Here is a 20,492-nt window from a genome sequence, read left to right as displayed (position 1 = left end):
CCTTGAATGAACGATGCTACCAAGCCCACTATTAGGGCTTGGAAATTTGGATTATCACTCGGCGGTTCGCTTCACGCCCTATCGGCGTCGTGTTTATCGCAACATGACGCTTTTCACCAAAGCCATCCGTCATTATTTTTTCAGCCGGTACGCCTTTACTTGCCATATATTCTTTAATCGCCATCGCGCGCTTTTTAGATAGATTCAAATTGACGTTTTTACCACCATAACTATCTGAGTAGGCTGAAATATAAATTGAATCAATGTCTGGATCATTGTTTAAATATTCTCCAATCATATCCAGCCGCTTGCGTGATGACTTAGTCAAGTCACTCGAATTCTTACGGTAATTCATCACCACAAATGCGATGTCTTCAAAACTGTACGGCAACAAGTTATCTCTGCACTGTAAAAAGTCCCAATATGATTTTTTGAAGTTTACAGACGATAAAGAAACGGCAATCTGGTCATGCTTGTTATTCCAATCTTGATAGTAGAAGGTAGGTTGATAGCCTTTTTCAAGCTCTGTAAGCATTTCCCAAGCGACTGGATTAGCCAGTTCTCCATCAAACTTTTTAAGTAAAGCCATCTCGCCCATTGAACGCGCAGGCAGCCCTGCTCGCCAACTTGGTGGCACAGATTCAAGCCCTGCAAAATCATAGTCTTCAGGCCGAATAACCATATCAAGATTAAAAGTAAGATCTTTGTTTTTACTTGCTGTCGCGCTAAAAATGGCTTCGCCGTAATATGGAACATCATGAGAAAGTGTGCAAGATAACCGTGTCGTTCTATCTACCATCCACTTGGAGTTATCAACGGAGGCACTATATTGCCGCATCGCACTGTGCGCACTTGTCGCAAACACACATGTAATTACCGCTGCTAAGATATTGAAATGTAAACTCACTTTGCTTCTCCAAGCCTATGAACAACTAAATAGGCCAACGTTTTAGTGCCTAAATCATATTTCTAGATACATGAAAGCAATAAACATACCGTCTTTCGAGACAATAAATCGACAGAAAGTAAAAATATCTGCTTGTTGACCCGATCCTAATTAGCATCTTGCCTTATGATCAGTATAATAGGCGGCTAATTTTAGAAATCCAAGTTAATCATGGCAGAACAAGAGCAAACCCTATTCGCAAAACGCTTCAGAGGCTTTTTCCCCGTAGTAATTGATGTTGAAACAGCAGGCTTCAATAAAGAAACTGATGCCTTGCTAGAAATTGCGGTCAGTTTATTAAAAATGGACAGCCAAGGTGAGCTCAGCATTGATAAAACCATTCATTTCCATGTAGCACCTTTTGAAGGGGCTAACATTGAGCAATCTGCCATAGAGTTTAACGGTATTGACCCTTTCTCTGAGCTGCGTGGCGCAGTAGAAGAAAGCGAAGCAATCAAAGAAATCTGCAAAGCAGTCAGAAAAGCACAAAAAGATGCTGGATGTCAGCGCTCTGTCATTGTTGCTCACAATGCGGCGTTTGACCATGGTTTTTTGAATGCAGCAATTGAACGTAATAATATAAAGCGCACGCCTTTTCACCCTTTCGTTAGCTTCGATACCACATCTTTGTCAGGACTGGCGCTGGGTCAGACAGTGCTTGCGAAAGCATGTCGAGCTGCCGGAATAGAATTTGATAATTCTCAAGCGCACTCTGCACTTTATGACACTGAACGAACAGCTGAGCTGTTTTGCTACATTGTCAATAAATGGCAAGCGTTAGGTGGGTGGCCATTGCCTCCAAGCGAGGAGCCAAGTACTACTGACCAGGATTAAGCAACGCTACTTAAAACAAGTCATTAAAACTAAAAAGCAGCCTAGGCTGCTTTTTTTAGTTTTGAAACTCCTGAGTAATTTTTCCAGCGTCTAATTTGACCGAATGCGGTGGGTAAATTCTGGAAAAAGATCGACTGTCTTTTGCGATAGTCAATTCTATACCAGGATGCATTAGCTCATTCACTTTTACACGACTCAGTTTAACCAAGCGCAATAACTTTTGCGCAACTAACTTACAATTACGGACATTACGCTTGTAGTGTGTATCAAGGCGTTGCTCTGTAACAGTCAGTTTTTTCAGGTAATTATCTCGCTTATCTGAAGCTGGTGTCTTTTTCGCTTTAATTTGCGCCCGCTTCACAGCGAGTATCTTGTCTGATAACAGCTTATCAAGCTCTTTAAATTCCTTTTCTTTTTTCTTCAAGTCATACCAATCTTGTGCAAGGACAATACGTGTTCTTGTCCCAGAAGGCGCACCCACTTCACCTGCTTCAATGCGCATCGCGTTATACACATTACCGCCGATCAATTTTCCGCGTGGTGTATCCCCCTTGCCCACTCTGATCAATCGTTTAGACTTTAAATCACAATGCAAAGCTTGGCGTTCAATAAATAAGTCTTGCTCTGACTCTATATGGCAATATTGTCCATATCCAACTGAAATAGTGCGCTTAGCTTTAATGATACAAGAAAAATCTTCGCCCTCTATGCGTTTGCGTCCTATTGCACCAAGCATTACAGTTACTGCACTTTCACTTTCTAACTGCGCAGATTCAACGAAGCCAATGACCGTAATATCACCAGATGCCTTTATTCTCATGCCATCTTTAACATCACCACTAACAACCACACTGCCGTCAAACTCGATATGCCCAGTCGTTACGTCCACGTTGTCATAACATAAAACATCATCAACACGCATGCCACGCGGCACAGCCACTGGAACGCCTTTTGCGTCAGCAATCAGTAAATTGGGGTCATCTGGACTTATCTTTGTCCCTTCAGATACCTGTAGCGTATAGTCTTTTCCTGGTTTTGGCTCTAATACATCACCGAACACAGAAAAGCCTTCTTCACCAGGTGTTGGCGGGACTCTTTTCATTAATGGGCTGCCTGGTTTAACAGTAATGATTGCCCCCAAGTCTCGCATATCAACCTTACCACCGGATTTTTCCTGTGGGCTCAGTACGCGATCCTGTGCAGTCATGCATAACCGAACAAACCGTGCATCCGTACCATCTTTTGCTCTGACACCATGGGCGACTATACCTGAATAAACACTGCCTGGGGATTGCTCAAACTGCTGACCCAAAAATGTATCAAGTGCTCTTTCATTTATACCCTTTACCACACCTGCATTGGTCAAAGCATCTCTTGCTTCATCAATCGTGATTAACTTACCACCTCTGGCAGTGGTGAGTCTGGCTTCCGCTAACATGTTATTTTCTTCTACACGTACAGCAATGGAAGCGTCGACCGCTCTTGCAACGATAAGGACATCTTTGTCTCTATCATCAGAAGGGGTAAATAATTGACCAATGTTGGCATGAATGACATCAAAGTCGGCATAAGAGGATTGTTCTAGCAGCTCAACTAGCTGTGCAGCACTGGCGGGAAACCCCGAGTGCGCAGGATGTTCCTTCATAGAAACATACCCAGATTCCTCATCAAAACTAAACAACGACATCACTTCCTTCCTAAATACTCTTGCATATTTTACTTTTTTTTATGCAACTTCCACCATTTCAGCACATAGCCCTTACAATGTTAAGTTAAAATCGGCCGCTTTTTAGGCAGTTTATGAATGATTGTAAACACACTTAATGCCAAAATAGTACAAGTTACTATTATTACTAAATTTATCGGAAAAATGCGTGATTTCTTTAGCAAAATTCATAATATGAGACTTTATTATTAGCTGGGTACAAACCCAAAACCTGTCATTTGATTAACAGCTTTGCCAACTTTGACATCATATTTGATTGAAAATGCCTTAATTCAATTTCACATCTTTTTTTAATTAGTAAAATCTATCATGGAATTTTATGCATTTATTAAGCCATCAAAAAGCGTTATCGCGCTGCTCGGAACACTGACCTGTTAAACGCTACCTTTACAGCGCTTTCAAGTGGCTAAGATGACGTTATCAATAAATTATGGAGGAAGTAAGAAGTTATGTTTATAGCAAGATAAACTCTATCAGAGCTTGTTCGTATCAACACATAAGTTTTGAGCAAATGTCATATTTACTCAATAAAGGATCTCTAATGTTTTCATTAAGGCATTCGTCTTATTAACATGAGTTAAAGAGAGTGCCATACAGATGATGCCAAATCACTGTGGGTAATAAAGCATGAGCAAACAACACCTAAAACTAGTAACTCAAGGTCAAGACTTTGGCTACATAACTATTAGTAATGAAATAACCGGCTTATTTTATGGCAATGGTTTAGTCGAAAATGCGGCTGAGTTTGAACTTATACCTTGTCGCAGAGATTGTAGTGCCTTTTATTACAAAATCGCACGCAGCCAAAAAAGCTACATGGACTTATCTGTCGCTTCAAATGTCGTCAAAATTACACAAGCTAATAATCCTGAAACGGAGAAGGTTTGCGCGTGGAGAATAGACCGAAGTCACATGTATGCAGTTGCACATGGTCAAAGAACAATCAACATTTTGAGCCGCTCCACTTTTAAAGATAACTCAAATATCTTATATGCTGCACCACCTTGTAACCAAGACTTTAATCGTTTGGCAGTAACGATGTGCGACATACCTCATCATTCTAATATGCAGTTAAGTGAACCGCTTTCGTAGCAGAACTATTTGACCCATTTAAAATACGAGTATTATCTTTATTCGATAATCAACAGTACGGCTGTATATCCCATCATGTGCTCATTGATGGTTTCAATAGAGCACATGTACATTATTCTTTAGTCAAAATGCAGCTAAAATTATCATCACTCAAAAAGTATGGAGCAACTCCCTTGCGCTTTAATTTGTGATAACTTAGTACTCAACTGCTCATTCATTGCTATCTGCGCGAAATTGCCTGTGCTAATTCGCTTAACACCAAGCTGTGTCAATATTTGTATGTCAGGTAAAGATGGGACAGCCATCACATTAATCGGTAATGATGTTGCCCCAACGACTCGAGCGATATCTTGTTCACAAGAAATGCATGGGAAAAAAAGCCCATCCGCACTGGCGGCTTGATAGCTACTCGCTCTGCTCAGTGCTTCATCTACTGCATTATCCACACCCAGCAAAAATGTATCACAGCGCACATTGATAAACATAGGCACTTCGCGCCCGGCAAGCTCAGCACGCACGCTCTGCAACAAGGTCGCAAACTCATCTTTATTACGTAATGTCCGTGTGTCTTGTACTTGGCTATCTTCAATATTAACCCCCACTACGCCCAACTCAGCCAGCTGCTGAATATGGTTAGCGATAATACGTGGTTCTGCACTAAAACCAGACTCAATATCAACACTCAAAGGCAAACTGCTAGATGCTGCGATCCTTTTAACAACGAACAATAGCTCTTCGAAAGGTATATGTTCACCATCCTCGTAACCAAGTACTGCAGCCAATGCTGCACTAGAGGTACCAATTGCTTGATAGCCAGCTGCTTCAGCACATTTTGCACTGGTTGCGTCCCAAACGTTTGCCAACAAAAGTGGCGTCTTCTGCTGGTGCAGCTGTTTAAACTCTCTCATCATTATGTCCTTGTCTTATATTTAGTAATTGTATTAATACGTGTTCAATGACTGCATTTTTACAGTCCCGATTAAAAAAGACCAACGATGAAAATCGACTTTTATTATAAGCCCTGCTTATAATACCAAGATGAATTCAAGAATTATAAACTTCAAGTGTTTAAAAATATCAACTTGTTAGTCACGTTTGAATGTGCAGCACGACACAATAGCTATAGCCTAGCAGCACAGGAGTTATGTATATCTCAAGCTGCTGTCAGTCAACAAATACGTCAACTCGAAGCCTTGCTCAATAGCCGCCTGTTTGTTCGCAAAGGAAAGCGAATGCTCCCCACCCAACAAGGAGCAGCCCTATTCGAACATGCTCAAAAAGGGCTCACGATATTAAATAAAGGGATCAACCAAGTTCAAAGAGAAGGTATTGATGGTGAGCTCACTATTACTTCTACACAGGCTTTTATTTCGCTTTGGCTGATGCCAAGGTTGCAAGGCTTTACAGATCGTTACCCAAATATTCAAATTAACGTCTCTTCATCAGCAAATTTTGTTGATTTGAAACAAGCGCATATAGACCTAGCAATACGATTTGGTACCACGGTTGAGCAGCATACACCGGATAACTTTAGCTGCGAATATTTTGGTGAATCACCCGTTTACCCTATTTGCTCAAATAGCTTAGCGAAACAACTCAATTTAAACGACCCCGCCAATCTATTATCCCAACATATAGTTACTTTAACGCATGCTGGTCCCTACGATTGGCCTAGCTGGTTTAATGTAGCCGGAGTGAAAGGGGTTGAACATCACACACTTTGGACAAAAGTCAACTCGACGGATATGGCAATTAGTGCTGTTTCTAGTGGTCATGGCGTTACACTGGCAGCTCCGTACTTATGTCAAGAGCAACTGGATAGAGGAACCCTTATTATTCCCTACAGACTACCCCATCCAAACAAAGTTAAGCGATATTTTGTCTACGATACAAATACTCCCAGACTAGCAAGGCTACAAATATTTACCGACTGGCTCAACAACGAAATGAAGCACTGCTAAGCCATTTGGTGCTCTTAGCTCTAGTTACAAGCACACCCCACTTTTAGCGCCCTCTAAGTTTATAGGGTGGCTAGGGCTTTCTATCTGATAATACAAAGACAATATTTGCCATTCATTGTCGTATTTATAGAGCTGAATACTATTTACCCCTGTAAAGTCAGGCTGTTTTTGCTTTCTATTAAATCGAGTTTCTGCCACGCTGTATACTTGTGCAAAACGGTCATATGTTTGCACTTTTCTCACCACCTCACATTCGTAAAACCCTTTTTCAGGCACTTTATCCAGCAATTTAATAAACTCGGTACTAGAAATGGCCATCAAACTCGGTGTGGCTTTAGTAAAATGGACACCATAAACTTTTGCCTCAGGGTGAAATAGCTTCTTAAGCATTGGGATATTTGGCTTTTCTTTTGCCGCATGTGAAAGTGCTTCAAACAATGAACTAACCGCTTTTTCAGGTGTATCATTTGCCTGAGTACCAAACGATAAGACGAGAATCAAAACCATAAAGCTTAACCGCATCATATTACTCCAATTATTATTTTTATTTACTAATTATGTTTACCACTTATATTGTACTAATTTCAACAATATCATACACCTAAAGTGTCTAAAGGCAGCGTTCCACCTAAATTAATTTGTGAGCCCCTTTCTTTGCACAAAATACACACAACACTTCTTCATTGAAAATATTTAAACACCCTTTGTTCAAAAAACACTCTGAAGTTCAATGAAATATACAAAAAGCAACATTTTAAAGCGCTAGGAGCTTTCTTTGGTGACATAAAAGCAATCTAATTCAAACAATATCAATAAACATATAAGTGATTGTTTTAAATTGAAATTATAAAATAAAACAAACCATAAAAGGTACAAAATACATACTAATTCATGATATTTAAACATACTAATTGACTTTCAATTGCATATAACAATAATTCGACAATCCTAAATAATCATCTTAAGGGTTTTGAACATCAATGTTTAGTTTTGGCAAAGAAAGAAAAGCACTGCAGCAATCGCTTGATCAAGTCACGAGTGAGAAACAAGCATTTGAGCAAACGCTGGCATCTGTAGGGCGTTCCACTGCCATCATTGAGTTTACCCCCGATGGAAAAATCATTACCGCAAATGATAACTTTCTCAAAGTGATGGAATACGAATTAGATGAGTTAGTTGGTAAACATCACCGTATTTTTTGTGACAGACAATATACTGGTTCGGCAGATTACCAACATCTTTGGCAAAACCTAAATCGAGGCGATTTTTTCTCTGGCACCATAGAACGTTTCACTCGCTCTGGAAAACAACTTTGGCTTGAAGCGAGCTACAACCCAGTTTTTAATATCGACGGTCAATTAGTTAAGATCATCAAATTTGCTTCTGATGTCACTAAGCGTGAACATACCGCTGTATCTCAACAAAACCTGATTGATGCACTGTACCGTTCAATGGCAGTCATAGAATTTGATACATCAGGCAATGTGCTCAGTGCCAACGAGAATTTCTTAGCGGCAACAGGTTATCGTTTAGACGAAATCAAAGATCAACACCATAGCTTGTTTTGCCCAGAGCATATCGTTCAATCTCGAGATTACACTGCGCTTTGGAGCCAGTTAGCTGCTGGCCACTATTTCAGTGGCCAAGTTGAAAGGAAAAATAAACTGGGTAACGAGTTATGGCTTGAAGCCAGTTATAACCCCATCATAGACAAAAATGGTACTGTCATTAAGGTAACTAAATTTGCCTCTGATATCACGGAACGTATTGTTGGTACACGCCAAACGCAAGAAAATGTTGGTCATGCCTCAAGCCTTGCTGATAAAGCCGCTCAAACTGGCTCTGAGTCTGTCACAGGTGTCATTGAACTCATGCAAATATTGAGCGATGACATGAATACGGCATTGACAAAAATAGAGGCTTTGAACAAGCAATCAGACCAAATCAGTAATATTGTATCTACCATCAGCGCCATTGCAGAGCAAACCAATTTACTGGCACTCAATGCTGCTATTGAAGCAGCCCGGGCTGGTGAGCAAGGCCGAGGGTTTGCTGTTGTTGCCGATGAAGTACGTCAACTTGCAGCCAGAACAAGTAGTTCAACGACTGAAATCGCCGATGTTGTTAAGGCAAACCTTACGCATTCAGAAGAAGTGTCGGACTCTATGAGAAAAAGTGCTGAGCAGGTCAGCTCAGGTGTCGTTCTTATCGAGGAGCTTAACACCACCATTAATGAAATTAACCAGCAAGTAGATAGCATTGTAAATACGGTTGCAAGGCTCAGCTAAGTAGCTACATATAAAGCTGAATACAGCCGATTGGGGAGTCTTATAGACTTCCCAACTTAGGGTGGTTTCTTAACTCAGTAATTAGCTGATTAATTATCTTTTGTGTCATGGCTTGGTGCATATCCATCAAAATCCACCCATCAGTGCCCATCACTTCAAGCCTCAACACTTCAATCTTACCTGCAGGCTGACAGTTGCCGAGTACTTTAAAAATACCCAATGTACTTTCAAAACGACTGATCGAAAACTTCATCATAAACTTCCTTTTTGTGCTTTTTTATACTCGATTAATTTTTCCGAAATTACACCTCAAAAGCCCCCCTAAATAGCTGACTTTTTATTAATTAACACGCTCTTTACTCAGCGTCCTGAACCTCATTTTGGCTTATTTTTCTACTTTATTGATTTATTCAGAGCATTAGCACTATTAAGCTAACTAGGACGCACAACCAACTTTGGTGAAAATTGCCAATCAAGCCTCTGAACTAGCCAATTTAAATTGGTACTCACTATTTTCAATCTCAAGCAGCAATGCCGCCGATTTAAAAATATACCCAATTTTAATATGTATATGGCAACAACCTCACCTGAAAGTTTCACGAAGGTGCTGAGTTGGTTATTACCCATTAACTTACCACACAAAACGATTTTGCGATCTAAAAGATGACATACTTAACGCTTGATATCGAGTAGCTCCCATCAACTATGCCTACCTCTTATTGAATAAGCGGAGGCAAATACTTAGGGAGCCTTGCAAGCAAGGTAGCCATGAACACTTCTGTTAAGGAGGCTATTTTGTTAAATATTTCTTCTCTCAATAAGGACACTAACCTTGAGTGTATTTCAAAAACTTTTCCAAAACGCAGAGTAAATTAATACACCCGCTTTGATTGTGACATTAAATCTACAAATTGAGAAAAGTGGTCTCTTGATATCGAATGTATTAACGCCATAAATTAACTTTCTTTACCACCAAAATAATATTTAATTATGGCAGAGTTGATGTCTGCCTCGGGGGCAATATCTCGCATGGTAACTTGACTATATAACTAAGTATTGAGTAACCGCTTTGCCGTCAAAATAAGCTTAGCTTTTCGCCCAGCCGGCTTTAACTCGCAGGCAGAGCACCCAAATCGCTTTTTTGTTTGGTATTGAATTCCATTTTTGTTATCTTTTCGAACCCCTGATTAATTGACTAAAAAATACAATTCATATTTGAATAAATGTTTTAACTTTATTCAAGATAAGACATTACCAGAGTATAGCTCGTAACTTGTGAAAAAAACCTCTAAGGCAATAAGCAACAATAAAAAGCTCACCAATTGGCCGACTTTTACTTTAGAGCAAACATAGGCCCCCAAAGGCGCACCCACAACGACAATAGGAATTGCTGCAAGCAAATAGCTTTCAATCTGTGGTGTAATAGCCTCTAAATACCATGCATTCATCACACTACCGACTAATGAAGTAAATGCCATAACCACCACAGAAGTTGCAGTTGCCTTTTTGATATCCGCATTGTAAGCGATAACCAAAAGAGCAAATAAAGCAATATCAGATCCAGACCCCACCAATCCACTGGCAACACCCCCAACAAAAGCCACCAACATAAAACGAAGTGTGCTAGGCTGTATTTTTGGTGCGCTGTGTTGGTGATGAGCTTTTCTCCACCAACGCATTAACATGGTGATTGCAAAGCATAAAAGTAAGAAGCTAAAAATGGATTTAACGAGCAAACGCGGGGCAATAGGCGCAATATAAAGTAAGCTTATGATTACACCTAATGCGGACATTGGCAGCGCTAGCAGTACTAAGTTAGTATAAATAGGAATACGGCGGCATAATATAGTAATCGTTGCCGCAGTCATACCAAAGCTTTGAATGGCCAATGAAAACACTTTCGCCGTACTTGGCTCAATATCTAATACCTTAGTCATAACAGGGAAGGCTACGGCACCGCCCCCCAATGCCGTCCCACCAGCAACAAACGACCCCAACGCCATGGTCAGTGCAATTTCTATTTCTTGTAATACTTGCAACATGGCACTAGATAACCCTTGCATCCAAATCAAGGATACGTATATCAGTAATGTAAAATACAACGGCCAAGTTGACGGCTGCTTTAACTTCTCAATCATAAAAATTTCTTGTCCTTACAATCTGAATCAAGATTATCCCTACATTTTTAACTTGCAGTTTACCAAAGGGTAACGAGTGCTACCACTAATCTGAAGACTTATTAATTACGGTTTGTCCCTTGATTTAGATCAGCAGATGTCTGAGGAAGACTTTACGCTCCTTCACTAACACCGAAAAAGAGAATTAAACCATAAAATTCAGAAAGTAGTGGAAATTAAACTTATTTATTGAACTTCATTATTAAAAGAAATTATTAAATTTTTCACACCTATTCACCACACATCAATTCACTTTTGTAGATAGCTATCAAATAATAATCAAAATTGCGAACGACTAGGTTGATGCTCTTTCGAAAATGTAATAGTTAAGGAGAGCACATATACTCTTAGGCTGCATAGAAGAGACATTGAGGGAGCTAAAAGTAATTAAATATTTAACGTTGAGAGAATAGCTTTTTCAGGGCTCTAATGACATTTAGTAAACACTGATATTTAGCTGAAACATAGTTATTATAACAATCATATTAATTCAGATTTTAATGTTATGAGACTCTGACCAAATTCTGAGTGATTCAAGAATATCTAGTGCTGAGCGTCCAAATTCTGTCAACTCGTAAGTAACTGCAACAGGTCTATCACTGATCACTTTGCGAACAACCATGCCCTCCTGCTCTAGCTCTTTAAGTCTCTGGTCCACCATCTTCTTCGTCGCGCCACCTAGCATTCGTGCTAAATCGTTAAAACGTACAGGCTCATCTTTTAGATGGTAAATTATCGAGCCCTTCCACTTCCCACCGATCAGCCTCATCCCCTTTTCAATTGCACAGGGTTCATCGCACATATTCAAAACTTTTTTTCGCCCTTTAGCATCTATTTTAACTGAACTTTTCAATTTTTATACCACCATAAACACTAGGTTACTAAAAGTATACTAGTTGTTATTTTACTTTAGGTTCCTAAACTATACCTTAAACAATCTGGTTAATAAATAAACGAGTTCGAAAGAGGTCATGAGCAATATTTTAATCATCAATGGGCATCTGTATTATCCATTCTCTGAAGGGAAGCTAAATGCAACGCTCGTCGATACAGCGGTTACGTTACTCCAAAACAAAGGACACACAACACATATTGTGACTATGGAAGAAAACATAGATGTCGAACAACAACTCGCTCTACATCAATGGGCTGACGTCATAATCTTTCAATCCCCTATTAACTGGATGGGCGTTACATGGTCATTTAAAAAGTATATGGATGAAGTCTATACAGCAGGTATGGCGGGCACATTATGCCAAGGAGACGGACGCAGTGCATCAACACCTACTGAGGGTTATGGTAGTGGCGGTGTACTTAAAGGTAAAAAATATATGATGTCGGTCACATTTAACGCCCCAAAACAGGCTTTTAATGATACAGCGGAGTTTTTTGATGGAAAGTCAGTGGATGATCTGCTCTTTCCAATGCATATGAACTTTAAATTCTTCAACTTAACTGCTTTGCCCACATTCGCTTGTTTTGATGTGATGAAACATGCAGATATTGAAAATGATTTAGCCCGCTTTACAACACATATCAATAAGCACTTTTAAAGGATAGAGCCATGTCCCAACACTATACAGACAAACTTCATGCTGGCAGCAAGTTTCCTAAGCTGCCCGTCACCCTATTCAATGATAAAACTGTTACATTAGGGGAGCCAAGGTCTGGTTTTGATTGGCAACTTATTTTAGTTTATCGTGGAAAACATTGCCCTTTATGTACAAAATACCTAAACCAGTTAGAAAGCCACATTGCAAGCCTTGCTGCTATTAACGTAGACGTGATTGCGGTCTCAGGTGATAGCCAAGCTCAACTGGCAGAGCACCAACTTCAATTAGACGTTCAATTTGATATTGCTTACGGTTTATCCCTTACGCAAATGAAGGAACTCGGTTTGTATATTTCAGATCCTCGCTCAGAACAAGAAACTGATCACCACTTTGCAGAACCAGGCCTTTTTGTTGTTAACGACGAGGGGAATATTCAAGTTATCGATATATCAAACAACCCATTTGTAAGACCAGAACTTACCGCACTTGTAAATGGTCTAACTTGGATAAGAAACCCTGAAAACAATAATCCTGTTCGCGGTATGCATCGTTAAGTTTTCATTTAGGCAGCAGCTTAAACGCTTCATTGCCTTGTGCTGCTGCCTAAATATATAAGGGTTTTTCCATGGCTAGCCTCTTGAATTAAATTCACATTTACTCAATGTTCAGGTAAGAATATTTCTCTACGCCCCCATATAATGTACAAAAATCTCCCTACAAATAACAAAAAGTAACAAACCCTCGCGAGCCTGTGTGGTGAAATAACGGCGCATCACTTAAATCAGCTTGCTGAATAGAAGTTTAATTTCAAGGAAATAAAATGAACGGAATAAAAAGCTATGGTCTAAGCATTTTGCTTTTAGCATTAACTGGCTGCGGTGGAGGCAGTGAAACGCCTCAAGGAAGTAACCGGCCCAATCAGCCACCAGAAGAAACAAACCACTCCCCAGTTGCGAATAAGGATTCAGTCACCATACAAACAAATGAAGTAATCACTTTCGATCCACTGGCCAATGACAGTGATCCAGATGGCGACCCAATAACGCTTATTGATGTAGTCGTCGACACAGGAAATGTCACTACTATAATTGAAAATAACGCTTTAATCATCACGCCTGAACAAAACTATGTCGGTGACTTTTCACTTACTTATACTATTTCAGACGATAAAAATGCAACGGCGACAGGCATCATTGATGGCCAGGTACAACAAACGAGAGACGAGTATTTAGTTGCGTTAAAACAGCGTGTTGATACCTTTGCCAGTGAAACACTTGATACTTTAAACGACAATAATATTGCCTGCTTATCAGATGATACCCCTGAATACTGTGATCTCGTTGAGGTTAAATTTTCAGATGGTGAATTTGATCAAAGTAAAGCAGACCCCAAACAAACCATCTTAATTCTTGAAGATGAAGGAGTACACTTCTCCTCTACTCTACGCTATAGAAGCCGAATAAAGAGTTTATTTTACGTTGATGAGCAAGGCTTTTATCAACAAGCCTCTTCTCAATCATTTGATCCCACTTATCTCGTGCCAAAAATTGTACATGATACGCTTAAGCAAGTAGACCAATTCACAGATAATTCAGGTAAAGCATCTTTTATACCTGCCGCTTGGTTCATTGATGAGTTTCATCAGGCCTTATATAAAAGTTATGAATCCCCCGATGTTAAGCATGGTTTAAGGCCACTTCATTACCTCTTAGAACATAACCCGCACGCTGAGCTGATTGTCGGTCCATATCCCAAACTATACTCCTCTAGATATGACCTATATTGCAACCCAACTGAGGCAAATATTAAGTTACTCAAGTCACATACTCAACAGATAGCAGAGCAATTCAAGCAAACGGTATTACAAGATCTAGATGTGGAATATATTAACTTCTCAGCAGGAACAACAATTCAAAGAACTCTTGTAGATGACTGGGGAAAAAACTGCGAAGGACCCAAACCATCAGATGAAGTTTTGGCACGTTTATACGACACCATTCGCCCTTTTTACGACGCCATGTTTAATACTGAGGGGGTGATGGGATTTCAAGCTGGTACTACAAATATGACTGAGTACAACAACGCGCTGGATATAGATAAAAGCTTCGAAAATCGTAGTTTGATTGCTTATTTTGAAAGTCTTAATTCACAATTACCTGTTAATGGTCAACTACATGGAATTGCACCAACGCCCCGCAGTCAATTTACAAATAATGATAGGCAGTGGATAGACTTGTTTATTAACTCTGGCGTTATTGATGAGCGTCCATTCCCTTACAATGATACCCCTGTCATGCTTACGTCACAGTTTGGCTTATCTTACCTTCCAATGATTGGACCACAACCGTCTTGGTTTAGCCCAGTCGCACTATCTTGGGCTATACATATCAAAGAAACACAATTTCCAGACAAAGCCTTAGACAACAGCGTAATTAAAGAGATCCAAAATATAATGACACCTAAACTATGTACTTATACCAACTGGGAAATCAGTAGGTATGACGGTCGATGCAAAATGCAAGATCCAATGCTGCATCGTCAACATCAGTTGGTCGGCCTTGGTTATATCAAATAAGTAAAATTGAACATGGCAGTACTCATCACCCTAAGTACTGCCATATTTTTAGTATATTGTTTTAATAAATACGTTAGAGCGTAACTGACAGTATAACGCTCTTTTGCGAACCAGCTGCGCGTTTTTTGGGGTCATAAAAAGTATCAATCACGGAAAACCCTGCTTTTTTCATCATACCTGCTGACGCTAAGTTTTCTTCATGGCGCTCAATCAAAACAGAGCCAACCCCTTTATCCTTTGCCAAATCAATACAGTGACGTAAAAGCTGCGTAGCAATGCCTTTACCGCTATGTTCTGCAGACACCACCACATCACCTATAAACGCAATCTCGTCTAGACAGCAATATTGACTCAGGTAGTCTGGACTGACATTACCATTTATCAAGACAGCAAAGCCAACTATTTGTTCGCCGTCTAGCGCTACAAGTGCCTCTGCATCACACTGTTCAATGAGTGCAAACTCTTCATCAACACCAGCTTGAGTTAGGTAGTTCCATTCATTGGGGCCGTATTTCCACAACAGTGATTTTAAGGTTGGAAGCTCTATGGGATTTGCAACTCTGTATTCAACCACGTTTTAAATACTCCTTTAATTATTTATATAATCACATTCTAATTACACGTTAGAACATATGAAACCAAGTTTATTCTATAAAGCTAGAATAGATAAATGACTTTTTGGCACTTTAGAAATAAAAAACGCTATTTATATTTATAAATAGCGTTTTAAAATTACTAACTTTAAAGTAATTCTAATTGTTGTAAGCGCTTTAATAACGTAATCGAATCACTTTTTCAGGTGTGCAAGCAAACCCCGATTGATACATACAAAAAGAGATGCCTTCTACCGTATTACTTTGAGGCACAATTTCGATGATATAATCATGTCCATCATCTAAAGTTAGGAGGATTTTCCCATCGTAGAGCTCATACTCAAACTCACCTCTAAACGGTATTGTTAAAAAACCCTTGAAACCATCTCCATACCCCACCCACGCATTATTGTTTTCATCAATTAAATTAAAACGAGTATGGATATGCGTAAAACCGTCTTCAAAAGGTATCTCTTGTTTACGCATTATAAAAAACTCATGTGCTCCGCTTTCAACTCTATTCGCCCCTGTAAAATAAACTAAAGAGCCGCTCTGCGCGATGGGTGTATATACATACTCATCATAAATTGAACACTGAGAACGGTCTTCGCACTTTCTCACAGAGCGTCCAAGTTGCTGGTCATAATAATGCCCTAGAATGAGCTGCCCATTTTCATAATACCCTTGCAAGGTAGCAGTCTCAGTACCATGGTGAACAGTCATATCATCATATACTTCCATAGCAGCAGTAAGCTGAGGGCCTTCAGGTGAAAGCCTTAATCTCAACCAACGTCCCACATAATCATCTTGTGAGAATTCAAGTGGCTGATGTTTGACCATCCAATCAGATATATCATGGCTAGATCTTGAATAAGGGTGTGTATTACCAAACTCCATAATAAATTGATACCCTACCTCGATATCGTCAACAACAGTAATTCGCTCTACGTGATAATAGTTGTAGACGAGATTAAGTACATTCCCTCCGTCTAAAGACCAAGTAAACTCTTCTCTCTGGTCATCAAAATTATTAACTTTATACCCTTCTCCATCTTCAAAGTAATATGTATATAAATAATGGTTTGGTATTGACCACTGACCAATCATGTCCTCTGGCAAGATTTGGATGCCATTGCGAGCATCGACTTTATCTTTTATTGATTGAGTGATTAAAGAGCTTTGTATTTGACCAAAATCGTAACTATTCCAAGTAATAGTGAGCTTAGACTTTTCACCAACGTCTTCAATTTCTACTCTATCTATCCTTTCAAACGCATAGTCGGGCGTGTATGCATCTTGCGGCACTGTAAGAATGATTTTACCGCCAACCACTTCAGCATTCATACTAGAATCGAATTCATAAGCGCTCTTGAACTCGACAGACTCATCCCACCTTTGCTCTAAAGTATAGTGAATAGAATCTACGTCTCTTTTGTCAAAGAAATAGCTCTTTTTCCGGGGTAAAGCTTCAGGTTTGTAAAACCAAACTTGTTTGTTGTGCTCTTGGCAACCTTGCGAAGCTTCAAATACACAAACTTCTATATAATCATCAGATTCGTTCAACCAAGAAATACGGTTAACAATGCCTTCAACTGTATATTGCAAGTAGCCATCGACAATAGACATCGGATAATCAGCACCATTAAGCCCAATAACATAGTCATCGTTATCATCAGTGCGAATAAAAATTGTTGGGCTATCGCCAATTTCAGACTCTACGAAGAATGTCGTATTCCCTCCAAGCATGATAGCGTTAAATGCGCTGTATTCATTTTCGGAAGTATAATGATAGTGAAACAAACCTGCATAAGATACATTTTGTTCTGCCGTCCCCGGATGCTCTACTACTTTCCTATATACAACGTAATTATTGTCTTCTATCGATAAGAATTCGTACTCCATAAGTGCCGAGAGTTCACAGTTTGAAGTTAATTCATAACATGTACTAAAGTCTGTTGTACTTCTATACCACTGACGATAAAAACGGTTATTTTCAAGCTTTCCGTGGGCGTAAGGTGTTAACTCGGCAACCCCAACTTTGACATTTAAGTCCGGAAAAACACGTAAATCGTGCAAACTTTGTGTGCGACCAATAAAACCTGTCCATTTACCTATCAGTTGTTCTTCTGTCACATTTAAATCAGGTTGTTTGGGAAACATAATGCCTAAAAGAGATGCCGAATTTGACACAGTGCCTTCTTCCAGCTGTTGCTCTTTTGCAACAATGTAAAACCCTGAAGCAATAGATTTTGTAAACCAATACTGAGTACTAACCTCACTCTCTTCATTCTTATGAACAATAACAAGTGAGTTGCCATCCAACTCCCAAACAGTATTTCCATCTTGCCCCTCTATCGTTGCCGTACCGTCTTCATTAAATACGTAACGATTGATAGCGCGATCTGGTAAACGGAAATCTTTGCTATCAGCTTCGATTAACCATATTTTGCCAACAAGTTCCTCACGTTTCAGTGGCTCAGTAAGCTTCTTATCTAATAACCTATACGTGTACTTCGTGTTTAAATTAGCCGCTGAGTTTAATTCACCATCAACATATTCTTGTGCATATGTATTTAACTCTACGATATTAGCACCTTGATTCACATGAAGTACTTCTAGTGAAAGCTTTGAAGACTTCCATGCAATTTGCGCATTTAAAGGAACATTATCTTCATCGAGTATTACCTCGTCATTCTCATCACGTTTATATCGTTCAGAGCGGTAAAGTATTGCTGGCTCGGCTAGTTCAACAACATACTTTTCATCTACATAGCTGACTTTGGTCACTTCCACCGAATTTTGAGCAACGAACTGCCCTTGACCACTCTCATCTAAAGATAAGTGATAAGCATAATGGTTATGATATTTTGGGTGATATAATAAAAAATCTCCCTGAAGGGCTGTTAAATCTTTAGATGTGAGACTGTCGTCATCTAATATTTGTTTTTTAACTTGATCAAAATAAGTAGGGTTATTCGATTGAAGCGCAGCTTTAAACATCTCAGCTTGCTCTTCATTACTAACAAGCTCTAATGTAGATGAAACCCCTTCAGGTAAATCGTAATCTTCAGAGTCCACGATGACTTTAATGACTGTTGCAAGATTTAACATTTCGTCGCCATCTACCGCCAGTAACGCCTCTCTTAAGCTCTCATCATCAGTTATCTCAATGTCTGTTCGCTGTAAAAGGGCAAACTCAGCCGTTGTCACATTAGTCACATTAACCGAGAAATTCTCACTCTTTGATAAGATAGCATCATCACCGGCTTGCTCTAGAAGTGCAGAAAAAGTACCAAGCTGAGAAACGAACTCGACTTCTGGTTGTGTGCTAGAACCAACTGCGACAACCTTTATCATTTCATCTATTTCACTTTCATCAACCTCAAGTGCTGCGGTGTACTCACCAAATTCATTTGCTTCAACCTCAACACTAGATTCACCCGCAAATAATTTAACTTGAGCATGCTGGATAGGGCTATCAGTCACTATACCTTGTAAAGAAAGGCTTTTAGTTATTCTTTTTAATGTCACTGAATGAACCTGCTCAATTTTTTCCTCTGAGTCGCTTATAGCAGTGACAGTAAAACTCACTGTATGATCTTGATTGATATCAGGCACTGAAAATTTAACACTATGATCACTCTCTTCACTCATAGCTAAATTCAGGCTCGAATCATGTGTCCAATCAACTGATTCAATTGTCCCTTCACCCTCTACAGCCAATGTTAAGCTAAAGTCGGTTTTTTCTTGCACCTCTGAAGGTCCAGTCACGGTGAATGTTAATGGTGCAGGAGTTGGTTCTGGTTCTGGTGTTGGTTCTGGTGTTGGTTCTGGTGCTAGTTCTGGTGCTAGTTCTGGTGAAACTTGCTCAGCGACTGCAGCTGGCGCATTCAGCTTTTCCTCTTCTTTTGAACTTGAGCCGCCGCACCCGGTCAAGATCAATGACACTACTGTCGAAGCCAAAATAGGCATTTTATAATATTGTTTTATATACATATTTCGCTCAAAAATTAATATTTCCTGTAAAAACTCTTGATTCGTACGCATTATTGCGACAGGTGCAAGATACTACAAGTAAACATTAAATAAAAATTTAAAAACACTTTTGCAACCTAAATTAAAAAAATCAGCACAATAAACAGCGCCTTACATCACCAATTAACGAATTGAGACTAACTTTGAAATTCTCACTCTGAAATTAAATCACTTTTTATGTCACACCTTTGCTTTCACTTTTGTCTAAATATTTGTCGTATTTGATTTGCTGTTACTTTTTAATAAAAGAGACCTAAGCAACTAAATTTTAATGACTTATGTAAAATAAATTACAAAAAAAGGAAGACTTATGAACCATCAAGAATTAAATGTACTGGCAACGATTAAACGTATGACAAACGCTTTTAATCAAGGGGAATTAGAAGCAGTCATGGCGCAATATGAAACTCAAGCAGCTGTGGCCTTTGAACCTAATCAATGGATACATTGTCGAAAAACGATTTCTGAATGCTTTAAAGAGGCACTTGCAATCAAACCAACATTTACATATCCAGGCACACATAAAGTAACTATTGCTGGAGATATAGCCACACATACTGCAAACTGGGTTATGAACGCGATACTCCCTTCTGGGGAAGCGATACAAGAAAGTGGCTTGTCAGTCGCAACGCTTAGAAAACAGGATAGCGGCAATTGGCTCATCGTCATTGATAATCCACATGCCGACAAATAATCACCCAATATAAAAATA

16 protein-coding genes and 2 pseudogenes are annotated in these 20,492 nt (G+C 39.4%); 8 read left to right on the top strand and 10 right to left on the bottom strand.

Features of this window, described 5'->3' with window-relative positions:
- Positions 1-31: 31 nt before the first annotated feature.
- A complete protein-coding gene (locus tag N477_RS19600; protein WP_419555248.1) occupies positions 32-889 on the bottom strand; it encodes a flagellar protein MotY in 858 nt (285 codons plus the stop codon).
- 228 nt (positions 890-1,117) lie between these two features.
- On the opposite strand from N477_RS19600, the gene rnt reads away from it, so the two are divergent.
- The gene (gene rnt / locus N477_RS19595) at positions 1,118-1,780 is read left to right on the top strand and encodes a ribonuclease T (protein ID WP_063363047.1); all 663 of its coding nucleotides are present in this window, start codon (positions 1,118-1,120) and stop codon (positions 1,778-1,780) included.
- Positions 1,781-1,835: 55 nt separating this feature from the next.
- On the opposite strand, the gene N477_RS19590 is transcribed toward rnt, so the two are convergent.
- The gene (locus N477_RS19590) at positions 1,836-3,467 is read right to left on the bottom strand and encodes a DUF342 domain-containing protein (protein ID WP_063363046.1); all 1,632 of its coding nucleotides are present in this window, start codon (positions 3,465-3,467) and stop codon (positions 1,836-1,838) included.
- Between the two features lie 666 nt (positions 3,468-4,133).
- On the opposite strand from N477_RS19590, the gene N477_RS19585 reads away from it, so the two are divergent.
- Positions 4,134-4,598, top strand: a complete 465-nt coding sequence (locus N477_RS19585; RefSeq protein WP_063363045.1) for a hypothetical protein — start codon at positions 4,134-4,136, stop codon at positions 4,596-4,598.
- A gap of 146 nt (positions 4,599-4,744) precedes the next feature.
- On the opposite strand, the gene N477_RS19580 is transcribed toward N477_RS19585, so the two are convergent.
- Positions 4,745-5,509 carry an isocitrate lyase/PEP mutase family protein gene (locus N477_RS19580; RefSeq protein ID WP_231098134.1) on the bottom strand — a complete coding sequence of 255 codons (765 nt, stop codon included), beginning with the start codon at positions 5,507-5,509 and terminating at the stop codon, positions 4,745-4,747.
- Between the two features lie 153 nt (positions 5,510-5,662).
- On the opposite strand from N477_RS19580, the gene N477_RS19575 reads away from it, so the two are divergent.
- Complete coding sequence (locus N477_RS19575; RefSeq protein ID WP_063363043.1) at positions 5,663-6,559, top strand: LysR substrate-binding domain-containing protein; 897 nt, start codon at positions 5,663-5,665, stop codon at positions 6,557-6,559.
- A gap of 24 nt (positions 6,560-6,583) precedes the next feature.
- On the opposite strand, the gene N477_RS19570 is transcribed toward N477_RS19575, so the two are convergent.
- Positions 6,584-7,084, bottom strand: a complete 501-nt coding sequence (locus N477_RS19570; protein ID WP_155731966.1) for a hypothetical protein — start codon at positions 7,082-7,084, stop codon at positions 6,584-6,586.
- Positions 7,085-7,653: 569 nt separating this feature from the next.
- Between N477_RS19570 and N477_RS26615 the strand changes: the two are divergent.
- Positions 7,654-8,778 (top strand): annotated as a pseudogene (locus tag N477_RS26615) (methyl-accepting chemotaxis protein); the annotation flags it as partial.
- 109 nt (positions 8,779-8,887) lie between these two features.
- Here N477_RS26615 and N477_RS19560 read toward each other — a convergent pair.
- From N477_RS19560 to N477_RS19550, 4 genes and pseudogenes are all read right to left on the bottom strand, one after another.
- On the bottom strand, positions 8,888-9,103 hold the full coding sequence (locus N477_RS19560) for a hypothetical protein (RefSeq protein ID WP_155731965.1): 216 nt from the start codon (positions 9,101-9,103) through the stop codon (positions 8,888-8,890).
- 700 nt (positions 9,104-9,803) lie between these two features.
- Positions 9,804-9,881 (bottom strand): annotated as a pseudogene (locus N477_RS26700) (hypothetical protein); the annotation flags it as partial.
- A 204-nt stretch (positions 9,882-10,085) separates the two neighbouring features.
- Positions 10,086-10,985, bottom strand: a complete 900-nt coding sequence (locus N477_RS19555; protein WP_063363039.1) for a sulfite exporter TauE/SafE family protein — start codon at positions 10,983-10,985, stop codon at positions 10,086-10,088.
- A 529-nt stretch (positions 10,986-11,514) separates the two neighbouring features.
- Positions 11,515-11,877: a winged helix-turn-helix transcriptional regulator gene (locus N477_RS19550; RefSeq protein ID WP_063363038.1), complete on the bottom strand. Its 363-nt coding sequence runs from the start codon at positions 11,875-11,877 to the stop codon at positions 11,515-11,517.
- 118 nt (positions 11,878-11,995) lie between these two features.
- Between N477_RS19550 and N477_RS19545 the strand changes: the two genes are divergently transcribed.
- The 3 genes from N477_RS19545 to N477_RS19535 all read left to right on the top strand — a co-directional run bounded on the left by N477_RS19545 (position 11,996) and on the right by N477_RS19535 (position 15,152).
- Positions 11,996-12,577, top strand: coding sequence for an NAD(P)H-dependent oxidoreductase (locus N477_RS19545; protein ID WP_063363037.1), 582 nt, complete (start codon positions 11,996-11,998; stop codon positions 12,575-12,577).
- Between the two features lie 11 nt (positions 12,578-12,588).
- Positions 12,589-13,131 carry a redoxin domain-containing protein gene (locus N477_RS19540; protein WP_063363036.1) on the top strand — a complete coding sequence of 181 codons (543 nt, stop codon included), beginning with the start codon at positions 12,589-12,591 and terminating at the stop codon, positions 13,129-13,131.
- A gap of 266 nt (positions 13,132-13,397) precedes the next feature.
- On the top strand, positions 13,398-15,152 hold the full coding sequence (locus tag N477_RS19535; RefSeq protein WP_063363035.1) for an Ig-like domain-containing protein: 1,755 nt from the start codon (positions 13,398-13,400) through the stop codon (positions 15,150-15,152).
- A gap of 73 nt (positions 15,153-15,225) precedes the next feature.
- Here N477_RS19535 and N477_RS19530 read toward each other — a convergent pair whose 3' ends face one another.
- Together N477_RS19530 and N477_RS19525 are read right to left on the bottom strand one after the other, a co-directional pair.
- The gene (locus tag N477_RS19530) at positions 15,226-15,726 is read right to left on the bottom strand and encodes a GNAT family N-acetyltransferase (protein ID WP_063363034.1); all 501 of its coding nucleotides are present in this window, start codon (positions 15,724-15,726) and stop codon (positions 15,226-15,228) included.
- A 196-nt stretch (positions 15,727-15,922) separates the two neighbouring features.
- Complete coding sequence (locus N477_RS19525) at positions 15,923-19,741, bottom strand: hypothetical protein (RefSeq protein WP_063363033.1); 3,819 nt, start codon at positions 19,739-19,741, stop codon at positions 15,923-15,925.
- A gap of 349 nt (positions 19,742-20,090) precedes the next feature.
- Here N477_RS19525 and N477_RS19520 point away from each other — a divergent pair, with 349 nt between their 5' ends.
- On the top strand, positions 20,091-20,474 hold the full coding sequence (locus N477_RS19520; RefSeq protein ID WP_063363032.1) for a YybH family protein: 384 nt from the start codon (positions 20,091-20,093) through the stop codon (positions 20,472-20,474).
- Positions 20,475-20,492 lie beyond the last annotated feature (18 nt).

This window comes from Pseudoalteromonas luteoviolacea H33-S (genome assembly GCF_001625695.1).
Classification (GTDB): Bacteria; Pseudomonadota; Gammaproteobacteria; order Enterobacterales; family Alteromonadaceae; genus Pseudoalteromonas; species Pseudoalteromonas luteoviolacea_B.
The sequence above is the reverse complement of the archived record's forward strand: the minus strand, read 5'-3'. Positions and strand labels throughout refer to the sequence as shown.